We start from the raw sequence: 20,531 nt of genomic DNA on the forward strand, positions 1-20,531 counted from the left end.
GTTTGAAACCCGTAAAAAAGGAAAGAAAATGACCCGCATGGTTCACTGCGTGAAACTCGGCAAAGAAGCCGAAGGCATGAAATTCCCGCCGCTGCCCAACGAATTGGGCAAACGCATTTTTGAAAACGTCTCCCAGGAAGCATGGATGGCCTGGACGCGCCACCAAACCATGCTCATCAACGAAAACCGCCTCAGCCTCGCCGACCCGCGCGCGCGCGAATATCTGGCGCAGCAGATGGAAAACTACTTCTTCGGCGACGGCGCCGATTCCGTCGCAGGCTATGTGCCGCAAGAGCCGCAATAAACCTTACAGGCCGTCTGAAACTCCGTTTTCAGACGGCCTGTAACCTTCTTCCCTTCCTTTTGCAGGCATCCTGCCATACAAAGAGGCCGTCTGAAAACCCGCAAATGCGTTTTCAGACGGCCTGTTGCACCACTGTGCTTTTTCAGACGGCCTCACAGCCCCTTGATGATTTCTTCCCATTCCGGCGGCAGGCGGCAGTTGTCGGAAACGTTTTTAAACAGCGGCGCGATATCGGCCGCGCCGTATTCGCCCAGCGCCGTGCCCACGGGCGTCACGAAAAAGCGTTTGTCGAAATTGGTTTTGGCAAACTCGACAAACAGATCGACATAGCTTTGGATTTCTTCCAGCGGCAGCAGCTTGAGCTGCTCGTCCTTCACCGGTATCGCCAGCGACTGCCCCTGCAAACCGAAGCCCTGCCCCATTTCCGCGCCGTATTTCATCCGCGCGGTAAGGGCGGGACCCAAGCCGTGTTTGCCGGCCTTGTTCGAGCCGAAGACAAAAATTTCGTTATCCCGTATTTCGTGTTTGATGCTCATCGACATCTCCTTATTTGGAATGGTTTTTTAAAGGACGCCTTGCGTCCGCAAAAAATGGCTATTGTAAATCATGCAGCGAAAAAGAATGTTTGACGTATGTCATACTTTCAAACAAACGGCATACGCCCCGAAGCCCGTTTCAGACGGCCTCCCGCTGGCAAAACACCGCCGCGCGACTTATACTGACAGCCTCTGAAAACGGTGCGCCGCCGCCGTTTTCCCGAAAAATCCGAACAGAACGACAACAGACAAAAAGGAGACCGCCATGCCCCGATCCGACCGCTTTCTCTGCCGCGAACTGAGCCTGCTCGCCTTCAACCGCCGCGTTCTGGCACAGGCGCAGGACGTGCGCGTGCCGCTGTTGGAGCGGCTGCGGTTTTTGTGCATCGTCTCGTCCAACCTCGACGAATTTTTCGAAGTACGCATGGCCTGGCTGCGGCGCGAACACAAACGCAACCCCGCCCGCCTGCTCGACAGCGGCCTGACGTCCGCCGAAACCATGGCCGCCGCCTCTGAAGAAGCGCACCGCCTGATTGCCGAACAATACGCCGTGTTCAACAAAGAACTGCAACCCGCGCTCGGACAGGCCGGCATCCATTTCTATCGCCGCCGCAACTGGACGGCCGAACAGCGCGCGTGGATTAAAAGCTATTTCGACCGCGAACTGTGGCCGATACTTACCCCCGTCGGCCTCGACCCCTCGCACCCCTTCCCGCGCCCGCTGAACAAATCGCTCAATTTCGCCGTAGAACTCGAAGGCCGCGACGCCTTCGGCCGCTCCTCGGGCATGGCCATCGTCCAAGCCCCGCGCATCCTGCCGCGCGTGGTAAAACTGCCCGCCGAAATCTGCGGCGGAGACGAGGGCTTCGTCTTTTTGTCGTCCATCCTGCACGAATACGTCTACCTGCTTTTCCCCGGCATGGAAGTGAAAGGCTGCCACCAGTTCCGCCTCACACGCGACAGCGATCTCACCGTCGACGAAGAAGACCTCACCAACCTGCGCGCCGCCATCCAAAGCGAGCTGCACGACCGCGAATACGGCGTCGGTGTGCGCCTCGAAGTGGCCGACACCTGTCCGCCGCAGCTGTGCGAATTCCTGCTCGGCCATTTCCGCCTCACACCCGCCGACCTCTATCAGGTAGAAGGCCCCGTCAACCTCGTGCGCCTGATGGCCGTGCCCGACATGGTCGGCCGTCCAGACCTCAAATTCGCCCCGCGCACCGGCAGCGTGCCCGCGCCGCTGAAAAAAGACCGCTCGATACTCGATGCGGCCGCGCGGCAGGACATCCTGCTGCACCATCCCTACCAATCCTTCGAACCCGTCGTCCGCCTCATCCGCGAAGCCGCCGCCGATCCCGACGTCGTCGCCGTCAAAATGACGATTTACCGCACCGGCACGACTTCCGAGCTGGCCAAAGCCCTGATGAACGCCGCGCTGGCGGGCAAACAGGTGACCGTCGTCGTCGAACTGATGGCGCGTTTCGACGAAGCCAACAACGTCAACTGGGCGCAGCGCCTCGAAGACGCGGGCGCGCACGTCGTTTACGGCGTATTCGGCTACAAAGTCCACGCCAAAATGGCACTCGTCATCCGCCGCGAAGAAGGCCGTCTGAAACGCTACGCCCACCTCGGTACGGGCAACTACCACCAGGGCACCTCGCGCATCTACACCGACTTCGGCCTCATCACCGCCGACGAAAACATCACCGCCGACGTCAACACCATCTTCATGGAAATCACCGGCCTCGGCCAGCCCGGCCGTCTGAACACCCTCTACCAAAGCCCCTTCACCCTGCACAAAATGCTGCTCGAAGGCATCCGTCGCGAAACGGAGCACGCCAAAGCCGGACGCCCCGCCCGCATCGTCGCCAAACTCAATTCGCTCATCGAAACCGGCATCATCGACGCCCTCTACGAAGCCGGCGCGGCGGGCGTGCAGATCGACCTGATCGTGCGCGGCATGTGCGCCCTGCGCCCGCAGGTGCCCGGCCTGTCGGACAACATCCGCGTGCGCTCCATCATCGGCCGCCAGCTCGAACACGCCCGCGTCTATTATTTCTACAACGGCGGCGCGGAAGACACCTACATTTCCAGCGCCGACTGGATGGGACGCAACTTCTTCCGCCGCATCGAAACCTGTACCCCGATTGAAGATGCGCAACTCAAAGCGCGCGTGATCCGCGAAGGGCTGACGCTGGCATTGGAAGACACCTGCCAAGCCTGGATCATGCAGCCCGACGGCAGCTACGTCCGCGCCGAAGCCGCCGAAGAAGCGCGCAGCCTGCAAGAAACCCTGTGGCAGGAATACGGCAGCTGAACCGCAGGCGCTTTGAGGCCGTCTGAAAGCAAGGTTTCAGACGGCCTGACGCTTTTGAACCCCGCCCCGCCACAGGGATGCCGATGGCGGCGGCACACGGCAAAAGGCCGTCTGAAACCCCGATTCGGGCTTTCAGACGGCCTTTCCGTATTCCGTCACATCACAAACGATGCAACCGACGATTCGATGTCGTCCATCATATGCTGGTGCTCGATGGCCTCGCCGACGGTAATGCCGTAGCGGGCGGCGGTGTAGCGCCCCGTTTGGCGGCCGATTTCCGCCTGAGTCACAAATTCCAGCAGCGTTTCGCGCTCTTCGGCGCTCAGCAGTTTCAGCGATTTGGCGTGCGCTTTCAAATCGCCGTAGTCGCGCAGCACGATGCTTTTCGGATCGAAGGCCGCACGCCATTCCGCGCGCAGCAGTGCGAATAGTTTTTTCATGTTTTACCCCGTAGTATTTGTTTTTGTCTGATGCCTGCGGCCTGTGTCCGACCGTTGAGGCGATGCCATTATAGACCGTTTTTCCGATAAGTGGCATATTTTTCAAACAAACGGTACAACCCATCTGAAAAACAGACAAAAAAAATGCCGCTCAGGGAGCGAGCGGCCAAATACATTATGGGAAAACGTCATAGAAAAACACCAACCGGGCAGGGATTAGACCCGATTGATGGAGCGCATTATAAGGGCTTGAGCCGACGTATGCAATTCTTTTTTATTTTAACGAAGGCGGGGGTTTGCAGGCCTACTGGTTGCTGCGTATCCATTTGAGCCACGGATCGAACAGCTGCGGGCTGACGGCGGCAATGACCGATCGCTGGAAAACGTGTTCTCCGCTCCAAAAATCGTCGCCTTCGAGTGTGGCGAGGCAGCCGCCTGCTTCGCTGAAAATCAGCGAGCCTGCCGCGTAGTCCCACAGTTTCTGGCCGCCGTGGACGTACACGTCCATGCGTCCGGCGGCGAGATAGCACCAGTCGAGCGTGCTGCTGCCCATGCTGCGGATGCTGCCCACCGGCGAGAGGGTGCTCATGCGGCTGGAGAGTTTGCCCGAACGCAGGTATTTGATTTCCACGCCGGCGATGGCACGGTGGAGTTTTTTTTCGCGCAGCGCCAGCGGCAGGCGGCGGCCGTTGAGAAACGCGCCCTGCCCGGCCTGCGCGTAAAAGCATTCGTCGGACACGGGGTTGTAGATAACGCCGATTTCGGGTCTGCCCTGCCGCAGCAGGGCGGCGGAGAGGGCGAAGTGGGGGAAGCCGTTGACGAAATTGGTGGTGCCGTCTATCGGGTCGACCACCCACAGCGCGTCGTGGTTGTGCAGCCACAAGTCGCGCTGCGCCTGTTCGGCCATTTCCTCGCCGAGCATCGGGCAGCCGGCAATCTGCCGCAGGCCGTCTGAAAAAGCGGCCTGCGCCGCCAGATCGGCTTCCGACAGAATGCTGCCGTCGGCCTTCTCGCTTGCGGCCGACGTGAGAAAGCGCGGCATCACTTCGGTGTGCGCGATGTGTTTCACCAGCGTTTGTAATTCTTGCAACACGATTGCCGTCCTTTATCCGTACAGGCCGCCCGAAAGTTTTCAGACGGCCTGTCTGCGCGGCGGCGCGCGCTATGCATTGCGCGCCGCACCTGTATTGTATAATTGCGGGCTATATTAACCGATTTTTACCGATTATGCCCCGCTTCTTTGTCGATGCCGCCCTCACCGAGGGCGCGGCCGTTTCCCTGCCGCCCGCCGTGGTGCGCCATCTGCACGTTTTGCGCTGCCGCGCGGGCGAGGAAATCGTTTTGTTCAACGGCGGCGGCTTTGCTTATCCGGCCGTGCTCGAACACATCGGCAAACGCGAAGCGGATGCGCGGATTCTGGCCGAGAGGCCGTCTGAAAGCGAATCGCCGCTGTCGGTCACGCTGGTTCAGGCCGTGTCGGCGGGCGAGAAGATGGACTTCATCATTCAGAAAAGCGTCGAATTGGGCGTGAACGAAATTTTCCCCGTTGTCAGCACCCGCTCGGTGGCGCGGCTCGATGGCGAACGTGCGGCCAAGCGGGTGGCGCGCTGGCAGGAAATCGCCGTGGCCGCCTGCGAGCAGAGCGGGCGCGACACCGTTCCCGCCATCCGCCCGCTGCTGCCTTTCACGCAGGCGCTCGCGCTGCTGCCCGCAGGCGGCACCCGCCTGCTGATGAGCCCGCGCAACGGCACCGGTCTGCGCACTCTGCCGCCGACACGGCACGCCATCCTTGCCGTCGGCCCAGAAGGCGGCTGGACAGAACAGGAAGCCGCCGCCGCCGCCGCCGCAGGCTTCGCCGCCGTCACCCTCGGCCGCCGCGTGCTGCGTACCGAAACCGCCCCCGTCGCCGCCCTCGCCGCGATGCAGACGCTGTGGGGCGATTTTTGAGATTTTCCTTGTTTGAGGCCGTCTGAAACACCGTTTTGCCTTTTCAGACGGCCTCTCCATCCCAACCCCGATTGAAAGCCCGACCATGTCCTACCAGCAAACCACCTTTATCGTTAACGAACTGATCGCCGAACCCCTGTCCGACGCGCTGATGGCGCACGGCGCGCTCTCCGCCGCCATCGAAGACGCCTACGCGGGCACGGACGAAGAGCAGGCCATTTTCGGCGAACCGGGCATGCCCGCCGAACAGGTTTGGCAAAACAGCAAAGTGCTGGCGCTGTTTGCCGAAAACGACGATGTGGCCGCCGTTGTGGCTGCTGCCGCCGCCTCGCTCGACATACCCGCGCCGCCCTACCGCACCGAACTTCTGCCCGAACAGGACTGGGTGCGGCTGACGCAGGCGCAGTTCGACCCCATCAAAATCTCCGAGCGCCTGTGGATTACGCCCTCGTGGCACGACGCGCCCGACAGCGGCGCCGTCAACCTGCAACTCGACCCCGGCCTGGCCTTCGGCACGGGCAGCCACCCCACCACCCGCCTGTGCCTGCAATGGCTGGATACCGAACTGAAAGGCGGCGAAAGCGTGTTGGACTACGGCTGCGGCTCGGGCATCCTCGCCATCGCCGCCCTCAAACTCGGCGCACGCGCCGCCGACGGCGTGGATATCGACCCGCAGGCCGTTGCCGCCGCCAAAGCCAACGCCGAACAAAACAACACGGCGGCGCGCTTCTATCTGCCCGACGAACTGCCGCAGGGACAATACGACGTCGTCGTCGCCAACATTCTCGCCAACCCGCTGCGTATGCTCGGCGAAATGCTCGCCGCCCGCACCAAAAGCGGCGGCCGCATCGTCCTTTCGGGACTTTTGGCCGACCAGGCGCAGGAATTGTCGGAAATCTACGGCCGCTGGTTCGACATTGATCCCGTTGCCGCCGACGAAGGCTGGGCACGTCTGAGCGGCGTGAAACGCTGACACGGCGGCAATACCGCCCGTCCAACCGAAGAGGCCGTCTGAAAACCCTTTTGCGGGCTTTCAGACGGCCTCTTTAAGCTCTGCCGCAGGCGCGGCTTATGCGAATTCGGGCACTTCCTGTCCGGTCATGCGCAGGGCGGTGCGCAGCATCTGGCAGCTGAAGCCCCATTCGTTGTCGTACCAGGCGAACACTTTCACCATATTGCCGTCGACGACTTTGGTAATCGTGGCATCAAAGCTGCTGGCGACGGTGGTGTGGTTGAAGTCGGTGGACACCAGCGGCAGGGTATTGTACGCCAACACGCCTTTCAGACGGCCTTCTTCGGCGGCGGCTTTCATCAGCGCGTTGATTTCGTCGACGGAAGTATCGCGTCCGGCTTGGAAGCTCAGGTCAACCAGAGATACGTTGACGGTGGGCACGCGGATGGCGAGGCCGTCGAGCTTGCCTTTGAGTTCGGGCAGTACGAGGCCGACGGCTTTGGCCGCGCCGGTTTTGGTGGGAATCATGTTTTCCACGCCGCTGCGCGCGCGGCGCAGGTCTTTGTGGCGCACGTCGGTAACGGTTTGGTCGTTGGTGAGCGCGTGGATGGTGGTCATCGCGCCTTTGACGATGCCGACGCTTTCGCTCAACACTTTGGCCACGGGAGCAAGGCAGTTGGTAGTGCAGGAGGCGTTGGAAATCACGGTCATGTCGTCGGTAATCACATCATCGTTGACGCCGTAAACAACGGTGGCATCGACATCGTCGCCGCCGGGTGCGGAAATCAGCACTTTCTTCGCGCCGCTGTCGAGGTGGACTTGCGCTTTGGCTTTGCTGGTAAACGCACCGGTGCATTCCATTACCAAATCCACGCCGAGTTCTTTCCACGGCAGCTCGGCCGGGTTGCGGGTGGAGAAATAGGGGATTTTGCGGCCGTTGATGATGAGGTGGTTTTCATCGTGGGACACATCGGCGGCAAAGCGGCCGTGTACGGTGTCGAATTTGGTGAGGTGGGCATTGGTTTCGATGCCGCCGCTGGCGTTGACGGCAACGATTTCGAGCCGGTCTTGCAGGTTGTAGTCGTAAATGGCGCGCAATACTTGGCGGCCGATGCGGCCGTAGCCGTTGATGGCAACTTTGATGCCCATGGTCTGAATCCTTTGTGTTTTGTGGGTTTGCGGAAATAAAAACCGGCGGATTATAGCAAATTTGTAATCGGACGTAGTCGGAAAAGGCCGTCTGAAAAACGGCCTCGGGGCAAATTGCGGACAAAAAAATGCCGCCTGAAAAGACAGGCGGCCAAACACATTACGGGGAAAACGTCTTACTCACTTACTTGCTAGAAAAGCAAATATCTATCAGACGGGATGCATCATAGCGGCTTTGTGCGCCGAACGATTTATTAATAGATAAACGGCGCAATTTTTCGGATTAACGGTATTTAACAATACGCTTTTAAGCCATTTTCTGCCCCATCCGCATAAAAAGGCCGTCTGAAAAGCGGGAAATGCTTTTCAGACGGCCTTTGAAGCGGTTTTATGCCAATCGGCAGCTTAACCCGCTGTCACCGCCTTGTATTGCGGGTTCATCAGATTGGCGGGCGACAGGATGTCGTCGAGCTGCGCCGCGTCCAGCAGGCCGAGTTCCAGCACCACTTCGCGCACGCTTTGGCCGGTTTGCGCGCAGATTCTGCCGACTTTGTCGCCGTTGTGGTGGCCGATAAAGGGGTTCAGGTAGGTGACGATGCCGATGGAGTCGAAAACGTAATCGGCGCAGGTTTGGCGGTTGGCGGTGATGCCGTCGACGCATTTGTCGGCCAAGGCGGTGCAGGCGTTGCCGAGCAGTTCGATGCTTTCAAACAGGGCTTGGGCGATAACGGGTTCCATCACGTTGAGTTGGAGCTGCCCCGCTTCGGCGGCGAAGGCGACGGCGGTGTCGTTACCGATCACTTTGAAGCAGACCTGGTTGGCCACTTCGGGTATCACAGGGTTGACTTTGGCGGGCATGATGGACGAGCCGGCCTGCATTTCCGGCAGGTTGATTTCGTTCAGGCCGGCGCGCGGGCCGGAGGAGAGCAGGCGCAGATCGTTGCAAATTTTGGAGAGCTTCACCGCCAGACGTTTCAGCGCGGCATGGACGCTGACGTAGTCGCCACAGTCGGGCGTGGCCGCAACCAAATCGGGCGACAGGGTGCACGGCAGGCCGCTGATTTCCGAGAGTTTGGCCACGGCCAGCGGCGCATAGCCTGCGGGGGTGTTGACGCCGGTGCCGATGGCGGTGCCGCCGAGATTGACGGTTAAAAGCAGGTCGATATTGCGTTGCAGGTTGGCCTCTTCGTCTGCCAGCCAGCGGGCGAAGGCGGCAAATTCGGCGCCCAGCGACATGGGCACGGCGTCCTGCAACTGGGTGCGCCCCATTTTCAGCACGTCTTTAAAGGCTGCGGCCTTGTCCTCGAAGGCTTTTTTCAGACGGCCTGTTTTTTCCATCAGGGCGGCGGCGCTGTTGTACACGGCAAGGCGCAGGCCGGTGGGATAGGCGTCGTTGGTCGACTGGCTTGCGTTGACATGATCCATCGGGTCGATGATGCCGTAGCTGCCTTTGGCGTAGCCGAGGATTTCCAAGGCGAGGTTGGCGATGACTTCGTTGGTGTTCATGTTCACCGACGTACCCGCGCCGCCCTGATAAACGTCGGACGGAAACTGGTCGAGACAGCGGCCTTTTTCCAGCACTTCGGCACAGGCTTGGTCGATCGCCTGCGCGACTTCGGCGGAGAGCATGCCCAGCTCGGCGTTGGCGCGGGCGGCGGCCTGTTTCACCATCACCATGCCGCGCACGAATTCGGGAATGTCGGAAATCCTGCGTTCGGAAATGCGGAAGTTTTCCACCGCGCGCAGGGTGTGGATGCCCCAATAGGCATCAGCAGGGATTTGTCGCTCGCCCAACAGGTCGCGTTCGGTACGGCTTGTCATGTCTTTTCTCCAAATTCGATGATAAAAATAGGGGCTGTACTAGATAAGGCATCGGCCCGGCCAAAGCCCAGGCCATTGCCGACTACCGTAAGGAAAACGGTGATTTCAAATCGGTTGAGGATTTGAAAAAGGTCAAAGGCATCGGCGAGGGTATCTTCGGCAAGCTCAAGGATGAGGCTACCGTCGGTTCCGCACCCAATGCCAAAGCAGCCAAACCCGCCGCACCTGCCGCCAAAAACGTACCGCCCGCTCCCGCCGCCAAAAAGTAGGCAGACACATCCGTCCGTAACAAAAGCCGCCGGTGCCTGTCAGCATCCGGCGGCTTTGTCATTTGTAGCGATGGGAGCAATTCAGACTGTTAAACCGTCTGTGTAGGGCTAACCCAGACATATGGTTGTCTGAGTTGACCTTTTGGTGGAATTTATACGGGGGAGATGTCCTACGGTAGAAATTGTTCGTTCACAGGAATAACGGAATAACCACCTCAGTGAAAATCAAATCGGCGTGTTCGTGGCGTTATGCAGTTGTTACCTGCTGTTTTATAGATTCGTTCAAAATTTAAAAACGTATAGGAGTAAGGAACTTTGGGTATTTTTCCTTACTGATATCCAAAAATTCAAAGATACGGATTATGCCGTTTTTCATGCCCGACGGTAGTCATGCGTCCGTGACCGGTGATGATTTGGGTATCGTCAGGGAGTGCGAAAATCTTTTCTCTGATGTTGCGGATCAAATCTTCGTGATTGCTGCGTTCGAAATCGGTTCGGCCTATGCTTTCGTAAAAAATGACGTCTCCCGCAATCAGTAATTCTGCTTCGGCGCAATAAAAGACGACATGACCGGGCGTATGTCCCGGAACATGAAGTACTTTGAACGCATATTTTCCAACTTTCAGAGTGTCGCCGTCGGAGAGCCATTGGGTTGGCATAAAGGGTTTCGCGGGGGGGAAATTATATTGTTTGGTGATGGAGGCGAGGTCGGCGAGCAGAAAGCGGTCTGCTTCGTGGGGACCGAAAACCTGAATTTCGGGGTTGAGCGCGGTGATTTCCGATACGCCGCCGATATGATCGAGATGTCCGTGTGTGAGCCAGACGGCTTTTGCTTTCAGATTCCGTTTTTCCGCTTCTTCCATCAGTCGGGGGATGTTGCCTCCCGTATCGGTGAATACGGCTTCCCCGCTTTCGTCGTCCCACATCAGCGTGCAGTTTTGGCGGAACAGGGTAACGGGTATGATTTCAACATGTAGCGACATTGTTTTCCTTGGCTGGATATTGTTATGGGTTTGCATGGCCTGCAATCTGCTGAATTATATGTGATAATCGCATGCAAACCAATTATTTGGAGGTATATGCGGTGAAAGACCTTATTTTCTGTGGGCTTTTTTCCATAAGCTGCGCTGCCCATGCCGCTCCGTCGCTGATGCTGGCCGAGGAGTACCGCAACCAAAACGTGGAAAACTGGGCGGCAAGCGAAAAATTGGACGGCGTGCGCGCCTATTGGGACGGCAAAAAACTGCTCAGCCGTCAGGGATACGCTTTCACACCTCCGCCGGGGTTTACCAAAAATTTTCCCGATTATCCGCTGGACGGCGAGCTTTATGCCGGACGCGGACGTTTTGAGCAGACTTCGGCCGCTGTCCGCTCCGCATCGGGCGATTGGTCGGGCATACGCCTGTATGTTTTCGATGTACCGCAGGCGCAGGGTAATCTTTACAAACGGTTGGCGGTTATAGAAGGCCGTCTGAAAAAATACCCCGCCAATATTTCAGTCGTCAGGCAGACGCCGGTAAAAGACATCGTCCAAGCGCGCGCCATGATGGAAAAAATCGTTGCGGAAGGCGGCGAGGGCGTGATTTTGCGCGATCCTGCCGCACCTTACGCGGCGGGGCGCAGCAGCAGCTATCTGAAACTGAAACCGCAGCAGGATGCGGAATGCACCGTCACCAAACATTACGAAGGAAAGGGCAAATACGCGGGCAAACTCGGCTCCGTCGGCTGCCGCAACAGTTTGGGCGAATTCAAAATCGGCAGCGGATTCAAGGATGCCGACCGCGCCAATCCGCCGCCTGTCGGTTCGGTTATCACCTACCGCTATCGCGGTTTCACACAAAAAGGCCTGCCCCGTTTCGCCACGTTTATGCGCGTCCGCAAAGATTGAGCGGAGGCCGTCTGAAACCGCTCTGCCATACCGAGGCCGTCTGAAAACGAAGCAGTCCGTTTTTTCAGACGGCCTCAACTGTTTTTCCGCGGCATTCAGCCCTGTTCCCGCCGTGCCGCCGCAATCAGTTCGCCAACCAGTTGCGGCACCCCTTCCGCCGCCTTTTTCGCCAACACCTCCGCCCGCACGCCGTTCAAATTCGGTTTCGGATCAACCAGATAAACCGGCGCGTCGGAGCGGGCATAATGAAGCAGCGACGCGGCGGGGTAAACCTGAAGCGACGTGCCCACCACCATCACAATGTCGGCACCGCACACCATGCCCGCCGCCTTGTCCATCAGCGGCACGGCCTCGCCGAACCAGACGATGTGCGGCCGCAGCGGATTGCCGTAGCGGTCGCAGTCGGACGGCTTCTGATCGCCGCTCCACGGCATCACGTCGGTTTCGTCGGCCGTGCTTCTGAGCTTGTCCAATTCGCCGTGCAGATGCAGCACCTTGCTGCTGCCCGCCCGCTCGTGCAGATTGTCCACGTTTTGCGTGATGATTTGCACGTCGTAATATTTTTCCAACTCGGCCAAAGCCTTGTGTGCGGCATTCGGTTTGGCTGCCGCCGCTTTGCGCCGCCTCTTGTTGTAAAAGTCGATTACCACCTGCGGCTGGCGGGCGAAGGCTTCGGGCGTGCAAACGTCCTCGATGCGCCAGCCCTCCCACAGCCCGTCGCTGTCGCGGAAGGTTTGCAGGCCGCTTTCGGCGCTGATGCCCGCGCCGGTCAGCGCCACGCATTTTTTCATTGTTTGTTCCTTTCGGTATTCTGTTTTGGCAAGCCACAATATGGGAAACCGGTATGCCGTCTGAAGACGTCTCGGATTTTCAGACGGCCTTTTATATTTCGGAATCCCGCAGCAACGCGTCATCCCCTCAAACAGGCAAAAACGCGATGTTCAGATTGTTGGCAAGCACCAATTCTTTGAATTTCTCCGTAAACACCCAAACCAGATTGTCCGAATCCTCTTTGGCGCAATACTCAAACCCGCCCGCGTGTTCAAGGAAAACGGGCGGGTAGTCGATAAACCGTTCGCCGTCGATTTCGTAACAATCGGATTGTTCAAAATCAACCAAGGCAAGCGACGGTTTGATTTTGCCCAAAAAGCACCTCAATTCCACATTTCGGATTTTGAGCACCGCAGGGAAAAATGCCAGCTCCTGTTCCAAATGCCCCGCCAGCTTGTGCACGAAACGCTCGGAAAACAAAGGCATTTTGGGAATGGTTTGGATAAAGTCGGTTTGCGAAATATTGTCGGGCGTATATCCTTCCTGCGCGATAAAAACCGCTTGTTGCCGGTAACCGCCCTCGCCGTACACAATAAAATCGTCAATGCCTGCGTCGGTTTGCTGTAAATCGGCATACGCGGCTTCGTTGTTCACGGCGGAATATAAATTGTAGTATTTCATGCGTTTTCCTTTGTTCGGAATGGGTTTGAAGGCAGCCTGAAAACGGTTTGTCCGCTTTTCAGGCTGCCTTCTGCCGTTTACTTTGCGTCTTTAAACCCACGCTTCAAATGCACCATCAACAGCGCCACTGCAGCGGGCGTTACCCCCGAAATGCGCGATGCCTGCCCCAGTGTTTCGGGCTGGTGCTGGTTGAGTTTCTGCTGCACTTCGGCGGACAAGCCTTTGACTTTGGCGTAATCAATATTTTCAGGCAGCCTGAAAGTCTCCAAATCGCGGCGGTTGTTGATTTCTTCCTGCTGGCGGTCGATGTAGCCTTGGTATTTGACTTGGATTTCCACTTGTTCCACCACGTTTTCAGGCAGCGTGGCGGGCGGTGCGGCGTCGGGTAGGGTCATCAGCGCGGCGTAATCGAGATTAGGGCGGCGCAGCAGGTCGTGCAGGTTGGCTTCGCGGCTCAATTTTTGCCCGAATACGCGCATTTGTTCGGACTCGGGCAGCTTTTGCGGCGTGTACCAAGTGGTTTTGAGCCGTTGGATTTCACGCTCGACGGCTTCGCGTTTTTCGTTGAATGCGCGCCATTGGGCTTCGCCGATTAAGCCGATTTTGCGGCCGTCTTCGGTGAGCCGCATATCGGCATTGTCTTCGCGCAGCTGCAGGCGGTATTCGGCGCGGCTGGTGAACATACGATACGGCTCGTTAACGCCTTTGGTAATTAAATCATCGACTAATACGCCCAGATACGCCTGTTCGCGGCGCAGCAGCAGCGGCTCTTGTCCGCGCACATACTGTACGGCGTTTGCGCCCGCGAGCAGCCCTTGTGCGGCGGCTTCTTCGTAGCCGGTTGTGCCGTTGATCTGCCCTGCGAAGAACAAGCCGTTGATGGTTTTGGTTTCCAAGCTGGCTTTCAGGTTGCGCGGGTCGAAATAGTCGTATTCGATGGCATAGCCGGGGCGCAGAATGTGGGCGTTTTCCAAGCCTTTCATCGAGCGCACGAGGGCAAGCTGGATGTCAAACGGCAGGCTGGTGGAGATGCCGTTGGGGTAGTATTCGTGCGTGGTCAGGCCTTCGGGTTCGAGGAAGATTTGGTGGCTGTCTTTGTCAGCGAAGCGGTTGATTTTGTCTTCAATCGACGGGCAGTAGCGCGGCCCCACGCCTTCGATTTTGCCGGTAAACATCGGGCTGCGGTCGAAGCCTGTGCGGATGATGTCGTGGGTTTGCGTGTTGGTGTGGGTAATCCAGCACGACACTTGGCGCGGGTGCAGCGCCGCGCTGCCGCGCACGGACATCACGGGTATCGGCGTGTCGCCGGGCTGCTCTTCCAGCACGGAAAAATCAATCGTGCGCCCGTCGATGCGCGGCGGCGTGCCGGTTTTCAGACGGCCTTGCGGCAGGTTCAGCTCTTTCAGGCAGCCTGAAAGCGACTGTGCGGCAGGGTCGCCTGCGCGTCCGCCCGAATAGTTTTCCAAACCGATGTGGATTTTGCCCGCGAGAAACGTGCCTGCGGTTAAAACCACGGCGCGGGCTTTAAACTCGACATTCATCGCGGTTTTCACGCCCGATACGTGGTTGCCGTTTAAAGTAATATCGTCCACCGCCTGCTGGAACAAATCCAAATTCGGCTGGTTTTCCAGCATTTCGCGGATGGCGGCTTTGTACAACAGGCGGTCGGCCTGGGCGCGGGTGGCGCGTACCGCCGCACCTTTGCTGGCGTTTAAGCGGCGAAACTGGATTCCGCTCATATCGGTTGCCAGCGCCATCGCGCCTCCGAGCGCATCCACTTCGCGCACCAGATGGCCTTTGCCGATACCGCCGATGGAAGGGTTGCAGGACATCTGCCCGAGCGTTTCGATATTGTGGGTGAGCAGCAGCGTTTGCGCGCCCATGCGCGCGGCAGCCAGCGCGGCTTCCGTGCCTGCGTGGCCGCCGCCGACGATGATGACGTCGTAGGTTTTGGGGTAAACAATGGTGGACATTTGGGTGTGTGCTTTCCGGGTTTCAGACGGCCTCTGTTTGGGATGGAGGCCGTCTGAAAAGGTTGTTCGTAAAAAAGAAAGGCGCGGATTGTACGCGCTTTTGTCAGGGAGGCGGAAGGCCGTTTCCGTCTGTGTGAAAAGGCCGTCTGAAAATGCCCGCGCTGTTTTTCAGACGGCCTTTTCGCCCCATGCCGCCAGAGCGGCCATGTTTTGCGCGGCGCAGTCGGCGAAGGGCAGGGGATGGGCGTGTTCTCCGTACCAGACGGTGCGCATGCCGAGTTTTTTCGCGGCGGCGAGGTTGGCGGCGGAGTCGTCGACCATGATGCAGTTTTCGGGCGCAGCGTTCAGGGCGGTGCAGGCGGAGAGATAGGCGGCGGGATCGGGCTTGCAGGCGTAGCCGCAGTCGTCCGTGCCCAGCAGGGCGCCGAAAAAGCCGTTCAGGCCGAGGGCGGACACGAGGCTGCGCACATAAAACGACGGCGCATTGGAGAGCACGGCCTTGCGTCCTTTCAGACGGCCTAAGGCCTGCGCCGCGCCTGTTTCGCCGCAGAGTTTGGGCAGGATGTCGTCCATCGGGTGCGAAAAACGCAAAAAGTCGGCGGTGTCGGCTTCGGGGCGGTGCAGGCGCAGGCCGGCGAGCGTCGCACCGTGTTCGTGCCACCACTGCCGCCGCAGGCAGTCGGCCTCGGTTTCAGGCAAACGCATTTCGGCGGCCAGCCATTCGGTCATGCGGCGGTTGATAAGATAAAAAATGCCCGCGTCGGCGCGGTGCAGGGTGTTGTCGAGATCGAACAGCCAAATCGGCTCTGTGTCTTTATTCATGGCGGTTTTGCGGGTATCATCCGCGCCCGATTATAACCAAACGGAGAATGTTGCATGAAACAGGTTTTGCAGGCGGCAGCGGCCGCTTTTTTGTTCGCGTCGACACAGGTGCAGGCGCAAACCGAAGTACGGCTGGCGGTGCACAAATCGTTCAGCCTGCCCAAAGACGCTTTTGCCGCCTTCGAGCGTGCCAACGATGCGAAGGTGTCCGTGATCAAGGCGGGCAGCGGCAACGAAATGGTGAACAAGCTGGTGCTCAGCCGCGCCCGCCCGATTGCCGATGCGGTATACGGCCTCGACAACACCACGGTGCTCAAAGCCCGCGAAAGCGGCATACTCGCGCCGCGCCAGCCCGCTTCCGCCGCCGTGAACGCAAGTCTGCCGCACGCGCTGGCGGTAGACTCGGGCTACATCACGCTCAATTACGACAAAGCCTGGTTTGCCAAGCACAAGCTGCCGCTGCCGCAGACTTTGGACGACTTGGCCAAGCCGCAGTATAAAAACCTGCTGGCCGTGCCCAATCCCGGCATGTCCAGCGCCGGACTGGGTTTTCTGCTCGCCAACATTCAGGGCTTGGGCGAAAAGCAGGCGTTTGACTGGTGGGCGAAAATGCGCGCCAACGGCGTGAAAATCACCAAAGACTGGAGCGAAGCCTACTACACCGAATTCACGCAAAACGGCGGCGCGCGCCCCATCGTCGTCGGCTACGCGTCCAGCCCCGCCGCCGAAGTGCACTACGGCAAAGGCAAATACAGCACACCGCCCACCGCCAACCTGTTCCTCAAAGGCGGCGTGTTCCGCCAGGTGGAAGGCGCGGCGGTGCTTGGCGGCGCGCAAGAGCCCGAGCTGGCGGCCAAACTCGTGCAATACCTGCAAAGCCCCGCCGTGCAAAAAGCCATTCCCGGCGAAATGTGGGTTTACCCCGCCGTGAAAAACACCCCGCTGCCCGAGGTCTTCAAATATGCCCAAGCGCCGCAGCACGCCGACAACCCGCCCGAAGCGGCCATCGCCAAAAACCAGCGCCGCTGGGTCAGCCACTGGATACGCGTCGTGCTCAAATAAACCGCGAATCCGCCGACAAAGGCCGTCTGAAAAGACAGAAACACCGCTTTCAGACGGCCTCCCCTTGATCAGGACACAACCATGGACAACAAACAAAAACTCCAAGCCGGCCTCGCCGAAATGGGCATCGCCCTCGACCCCGCCCGCCAGCTCCTGCTGCTCGAATACGCCGCCCTTTTGGGCAAATGGAACGCCGCCTACAACCTCACCGCCCTGCGCGACGAGAGCCGCGTTATCAGCCACCACATCCTCGACAGCCTCACCCTGCTGCCTTATATAGAAGGCGCGTCCTCCATGATGGACGTCGGCTCGGGCGGCGGCATGCCCGGCATCCCCGCCGCCATCTGCCGCCCCGATCTGCCCATCACCCTGCTCGATGCCAACACCAAAAAAACCGCCTTCCTGCAACAGGCCGCCATCGAACTGGGTCTGAAAAACATCACCGTCGCCTCCGGCCGCGTCGAAGCCATGCACGACAAAAAAGCCAACGTCGTCACCAGCCGCGCCTTTGCCGAGTTGCGCGACTTCGCCGCCCTCACCAAACACCTGCTCGGCGAAAACGGCTACTGGGCGGCCATGAAAGGCGTATACCCCTACGAAGAAATCGAACAGCTCCCCGACAGCATCGAAGTGGTGAAAGTGGAAAAACTCCACGTTCCCATGCTCGACGCCGAGCGGCATATGGTGATCATGCGCCCCAAGGCCGTCTGAAAAGGCCGTCTGAAAGCGAAGTTTGGCGGAATACCGGTATTCCGTATATTTAGAAAACAGAACACAAAGAGGCCGTCTGAACGTTTTCAGACGGCCTCTGCCGTAGCGGCAGGGTGTGATGCCTGCGGGATCTTCGCTTTCAGACGGCCTTTGCGGAATGTAGGGCTGACAAAATCCGTCAGCTGCCGAACTGCGGCTTTATGCCGATACCCTAAAAAGGCAGAAGTGCCGCAAAAATACACTCTTTTGTCATGACGGATTTTCGTGCCATGATAAATGAATCGAAATTTAAACCGATTAAAAACATAAAATTAAAAACGAAAACACCTGAAACCGAGCCGTTGGCACAAGCCGTGCTTGATACATTTCATCCGCGGCAGGCAGCAGCCGGCCAAGGAAACGAGTTTTAAAAGATATGCGCCAAACGCATTATGGGAAATGAAGCAAACAAGACTGCGCCGCATGGGGCGGCAAAAGTCAGATTTTTTGATAAACGGCAATTGTGCCGGTACTAACTTGGAGTTAAAACATGAAAGCAATGCAAAAAGGTTTCACCCTGATCGAGTTGATGATCGTAATCGCCATTATCGGTATTTTGGCTGCCATCGCCATCCCCCAATACCAAAACTACATTACCCGCTCGCAGGCTTCCCGCATAATGGGTGAAACTTCCCAGATTAAAACTGCCGTTGAAACCTGTATCTTGGACGGCCGTACTGCTGTCGTTATCCACAGCGGTACTCCTGCTGCTAACGCCATTGCCACTACTTGTGTAACCGGTGCTACCCAGTCCAACCTGCTGGGTGCTGCTACCGAGAAAGCGGTTGGCTTCCCGACTGTAACCATCAACGACAACGGCACTGCCAGCATTACTGCTACTTTCGGTACTAACGCTGCCACTGCTCTGAAAGGCAAAACTCTGGGTTGGGGGCGTACTTCTGAAGGCACTTGGTCTTGCTCTACCAGCATCGACGAGAAATACCGTCCGACCGGTTGCTCTGCTACTGCTGCTGCTGCAGCTACTCCTAAACCTTAATAATCAAGATATTTCTTATTCTGGTTATTCAAGAAACGCACCCCGCGCGGGTGCGTTTTTATCATTAGTGCCGTCGAAAGCAGGTTTCTACGATGTCCGCCAAACGAACCAAAGATATGCTCACCGTGGCCGTGCTGCTGGCTGCTGCCGCCGCCGCCATCCATTTTTATGTCGACAATATGGCGCGCAATGCGGCATGGCATGCCCTCTATCCCCTGCGTGCCAAGCTGGCTTTGTCCAAACTTTCGTGCAGCCCGGGCAGTCCCGCCTGGATGGAGGGCGCGCTGCGGCTTTCCGTCGAGCGCCAAGTCGCCCCTGCCAACCAAATCGCCTATATCGACGCGCAGGGTAGGGAATTCCATTGCGAAAACGGCTTTTTCGACAAGCCTTATTTTTCCGATGCGGTGACGGAGCAAACGCGTTTCCGCTATGCCAGCATGACCAAGCTGTGGACGGCCGATGCCGTGCTGGCGCTGGTCAACGAAAACAAAATCGGCCTGGATACCAAAGCCGTCGACATCCTGCCTGAAATCCGCAACCAAACCGATCCGCGCATGAACGACATCACGGTTGCCCATCTGCTGCTGCATCAGGGCGGCTTCGACCGCTATTCCATGCTCGGCATCGATATGTTCAACCCGAACGAAGAACCGCTCTGTCCCAACCGTTTGGCCGAACTGGGAACAATCCGTTTGAATTTCACGCCCGGCAGCCGCACCAGCTATTCCAATTTGGGCTATTGCCTCTTGGGCGAAATCGTGGCGAGAAAATCGGGCGGCGGCACTTATACCGAGGCGATGGGCAGGCTTTACCCTCTGGCGCAAGACGGCCTGAAATTCATTCGCCAACAGCAGGAAAGTGACGAAGTTAGTTACAATTATGTCGAAAAAGGGCTTACCGGCCTTGCAGACATTTATTCTTCTTTCGATTACGCTGCGGCGGCCTCGGCCGCAGGCCTGTCGGGCAGCGCATTGGGTGCGGCAAAAGAAATCCGCGCCATGTTGGCACGGGAAAAGCTTAATATCACTTCTATGCCGGAAAACGTAAGCTGCAACTTGGCGCAAATGCGCGATTGTTACGGCTATGCGATGTTTCCCTATCGGGAGGGCAATCGTCCGGCAGTTTGGTTTCGCGACGGCAATCTGCCGGCGGCATCGTCTGTAGCCATGGTTGACGATCAGGGCGGGGTGACCGTGTTGCTCGCTTCCGGTTGGGCGGAGTCTCCCGCCGAAGGGGCGGACGAAATCAAACGTTTTATTTATCGGAACAAATTTTAACCGTGTCAGGCCGCGCCAAGCTGCCGCCGAAACGGCACAATCAGGAATTAGTATGAAAAACGCAAATAAAACAAAAGGTTTTACCCTTATCGAATTGATGATTGTGATTGCAATCATCGGCATTTTGGCGGCCATCGCCATTCCGCAGTATCAGAACTATATCGTCCGCACGCAGCTCAACCGCGCTTATTACGAAGTGAAATCCACGGTAACCAGCATTGAAACCGTGTTGGGCAACGGCAATTTCCCGACCCTGCGGCCGGAAGAGGACAATACGGTGGCCGACGGCGTCAAACGCGAATACATCGGCCTCAATTCCACCATCCCGCAATCCAACATCATCAGCTCGGCCGACATCACGAAGGATGCGTCTAAAAATTTCAAAGACATCAGCATTGTTTTGGGAAAAAACGCGACCAACACCCTGCACGGTACAACCATCACGCTGACCCGCGATGCGGAAGGCGGATGGACGTGCAGCATCAAAAAGCCCAATGGTTCTTCCGTAAACCTGCCTTCGATCAACAGCTTGTGCACGCTTTCTTAATCAAGATCCGCATGATATGAAAATCTTC

At 58.0% G+C, this 20,531-nt stretch carries 20 protein-coding genes and 2 pseudogenes; 12 read left to right on the forward strand and 10 right to left on the reverse strand.

Translation table 11 applies throughout. From position 1 onward, the window contains the following. The first annotated feature begins 28 nt into the window (after window positions 1-28). Window positions 29-304 (forward strand): oxidative damage protection protein, encoded by a 276-nt coding sequence (locus CGZ77_RS05735; protein ID WP_009425466.1) that lies wholly within the window; start codon window positions 29-31, stop codon window positions 302-304. A gap of 152 nt (window positions 305-456) precedes the next feature. On the opposite strand, the gene CGZ77_RS05740 is transcribed toward CGZ77_RS05735, so the two are convergent. Then, window positions 457-840, reverse strand: coding sequence for a hypothetical protein (locus CGZ77_RS05740; protein WP_036495645.1), 384 nt, complete (start codon window positions 838-840; stop codon window positions 457-459). Window positions 841-1,084: 244 nt separating this feature from the next. Between CGZ77_RS05740 and ppk1 the strand changes: the two are divergent. Continuing rightward, window positions 1,085-3,157: pseudogene (gene ppk1 / locus CGZ77_RS05745) on the forward strand (polyphosphate kinase 1); the annotation flags it as partial. Between the two features lie 155 nt (window positions 3,158-3,312). On the opposite strand, the gene CGZ77_RS05750 reads toward ppk1, so the two are convergent. Together CGZ77_RS05750 and CGZ77_RS05755 are read right to left on the reverse strand one after the other, a co-directional pair. Next, entirely contained in the window at window positions 3,313-3,597 is a 285-nt protein-coding gene (locus CGZ77_RS05750; RefSeq protein ID WP_009425461.1) for a hypothetical protein, read from the reverse strand. A 304-nt stretch (window positions 3,598-3,901) separates the two neighbouring features. Next, the gene (locus CGZ77_RS05755) at window positions 3,902-4,690 is read right to left on the reverse strand and encodes an inositol monophosphatase family protein (protein ID WP_009425460.1); all 789 of its coding nucleotides are present in this window, start codon (window positions 4,688-4,690) and stop codon (window positions 3,902-3,904) included. A 134-nt stretch (window positions 4,691-4,824) separates the two neighbouring features. Between CGZ77_RS05755 and CGZ77_RS05760 the strand changes: the two genes are divergently transcribed. Both CGZ77_RS05760 and prmA read left to right on the forward strand, forming a co-directional pair. Beyond that, a complete protein-coding gene (locus tag CGZ77_RS05760; protein WP_009425459.1) occupies window positions 4,825-5,544 on the forward strand; it encodes a 16S rRNA (uracil(1498)-N(3))-methyltransferase in 720 nt (239 codons plus the stop codon). Between the two features lie 85 nt (window positions 5,545-5,629). Then, complete coding sequence (gene prmA / locus CGZ77_RS05765; protein ID WP_009425458.1) at window positions 5,630-6,517, forward strand: 50S ribosomal protein L11 methyltransferase; 888 nt, start codon at window positions 5,630-5,632, stop codon at window positions 6,515-6,517. Between the two features lie 96 nt (window positions 6,518-6,613). Here the strand turns inward: prmA and gap are convergent, their stop codons facing one another. Together gap and aspA are read right to left on the reverse strand one after the other, a co-directional pair. Beyond that, window positions 6,614-7,645 (reverse strand): type I glyceraldehyde-3-phosphate dehydrogenase, encoded by a 1,032-nt coding sequence (gene gap, locus CGZ77_RS05770; protein WP_009425457.1) that lies wholly within the window; start codon window positions 7,643-7,645, stop codon window positions 6,614-6,616. 405 nt (window positions 7,646-8,050) lie between these two features. Then, entirely contained in the window at window positions 8,051-9,466 is a 1,416-nt protein-coding gene (aspA, locus tag CGZ77_RS05775) for an aspartate ammonia-lyase (RefSeq protein ID WP_009425456.1), read from the reverse strand. 47 nt (window positions 9,467-9,513) lie between these two features. On the opposite strand from aspA, the pseudogene CGZ77_RS05780 reads away from it, so the two are divergent. Further along, window positions 9,514-9,735, forward strand: a pseudogene (locus CGZ77_RS05780) (ComEA family DNA-binding protein); the annotation flags it as partial. A gap of 347 nt (window positions 9,736-10,082) precedes the next feature. Here the strand turns inward: CGZ77_RS05780 and CGZ77_RS05785 are convergent. Further along, on the reverse strand, window positions 10,083-10,718 hold the full coding sequence (locus CGZ77_RS05785; RefSeq protein WP_036496562.1) for an MBL fold metallo-hydrolase: 636 nt from the start codon (window positions 10,716-10,718) through the stop codon (window positions 10,083-10,085). 167 nt (window positions 10,719-10,885) lie between these two features. On the opposite strand from CGZ77_RS05785, the gene CGZ77_RS05790 reads away from it, so the two are divergent. Continuing rightward, entirely contained in the window at window positions 10,886-11,623 is a 738-nt protein-coding gene (locus tag CGZ77_RS05790; protein WP_369799228.1) for a DNA ligase, read from the forward strand. Between the two features lie 95 nt (window positions 11,624-11,718). On the opposite strand, the gene CGZ77_RS05795 is transcribed toward CGZ77_RS05790, so the two are convergent. From CGZ77_RS05795 to CGZ77_RS05810, 4 genes are all read right to left on the reverse strand, one after another. Continuing rightward, window positions 11,719-12,414, reverse strand: a complete 696-nt coding sequence (locus CGZ77_RS05795) for a Sir2 family NAD-dependent protein deacetylase (RefSeq protein WP_009427033.1) — start codon at window positions 12,412-12,414, stop codon at window positions 11,719-11,721. Between the two features lie 127 nt (window positions 12,415-12,541). Then, complete coding sequence (locus CGZ77_RS05800; protein ID WP_009427034.1) at window positions 12,542-13,075, reverse strand: hypothetical protein; 534 nt, start codon at window positions 13,073-13,075, stop codon at window positions 12,542-12,544. A 77-nt stretch (window positions 13,076-13,152) separates the two neighbouring features. Continuing rightward, the gene (gene mnmG / locus CGZ77_RS05805) at window positions 13,153-15,048 is read right to left on the reverse strand and encodes a tRNA uridine-5-carboxymethylaminomethyl(34) synthesis enzyme MnmG (protein ID WP_009427035.1); all 1,896 of its coding nucleotides are present in this window, start codon (window positions 15,046-15,048) and stop codon (window positions 13,153-13,155) included. 168 nt (window positions 15,049-15,216) lie between these two features. Further along, window positions 15,217-15,870: a pyrimidine 5'-nucleotidase gene (locus tag CGZ77_RS05810; protein WP_009427036.1), complete on the reverse strand. Its 654-nt coding sequence runs from the start codon at window positions 15,868-15,870 to the stop codon at window positions 15,217-15,219. A 54-nt stretch (window positions 15,871-15,924) separates the two neighbouring features. On the opposite strand from CGZ77_RS05810, the gene CGZ77_RS05815 reads away from it, so the two are divergent. The 6 genes from CGZ77_RS05815 (at window position 15,925) to CGZ77_RS12455 (ending at window position 20,503) form a co-directional block, all read left to right on the forward strand. Beyond that, window positions 15,925-16,932 (forward strand): thiamine ABC transporter substrate binding subunit, encoded by a 1,008-nt coding sequence (locus tag CGZ77_RS05815; protein WP_009427037.1) that lies wholly within the window; start codon window positions 15,925-15,927, stop codon window positions 16,930-16,932. Between the two features lie 81 nt (window positions 16,933-17,013). Continuing rightward, window positions 17,014-17,643: a 16S rRNA (guanine(527)-N(7))-methyltransferase RsmG gene (rsmG, locus tag CGZ77_RS05820; protein WP_094031024.1), complete on the forward strand. Its 630-nt coding sequence runs from the start codon at window positions 17,014-17,016 to the stop codon at window positions 17,641-17,643. A 269-nt stretch (window positions 17,644-17,912) separates the two neighbouring features. Further along, window positions 17,913-18,053: a hypothetical protein gene (locus CGZ77_RS12065; protein ID WP_157058149.1), complete on the forward strand. Its 141-nt coding sequence runs from the start codon at window positions 17,913-17,915 to the stop codon at window positions 18,051-18,053. 119 nt (window positions 18,054-18,172) lie between these two features. Continuing rightward, window positions 18,173-18,679 carry a pilin gene (locus CGZ77_RS05825; RefSeq protein ID WP_094031025.1) on the forward strand — a complete coding sequence of 169 codons (507 nt, stop codon included), beginning with the start codon at window positions 18,173-18,175 and terminating at the stop codon, window positions 18,677-18,679. Window positions 18,680-18,771: 92 nt separating this feature from the next. Continuing rightward, on the forward strand, window positions 18,772-19,956 hold the full coding sequence (locus CGZ77_RS05830; RefSeq protein WP_009427043.1) for a serine hydrolase: 1,185 nt from the start codon (window positions 18,772-18,774) through the stop codon (window positions 19,954-19,956). Between the two features lie 52 nt (window positions 19,957-20,008). Beyond that, window positions 20,009-20,503: a pilin gene (locus tag CGZ77_RS12455; RefSeq protein ID WP_009427044.1), complete on the forward strand. Its 495-nt coding sequence runs from the start codon at window positions 20,009-20,011 to the stop codon at window positions 20,501-20,503. Window positions 20,504-20,531 lie beyond the last annotated feature (28 nt).

The organism is Neisseria sp. KEM232 (assembly GCF_002237445.1).
Classification (GTDB): Bacteria; Pseudomonadota; Gammaproteobacteria; order Burkholderiales; family Neisseriaceae; genus Neisseria.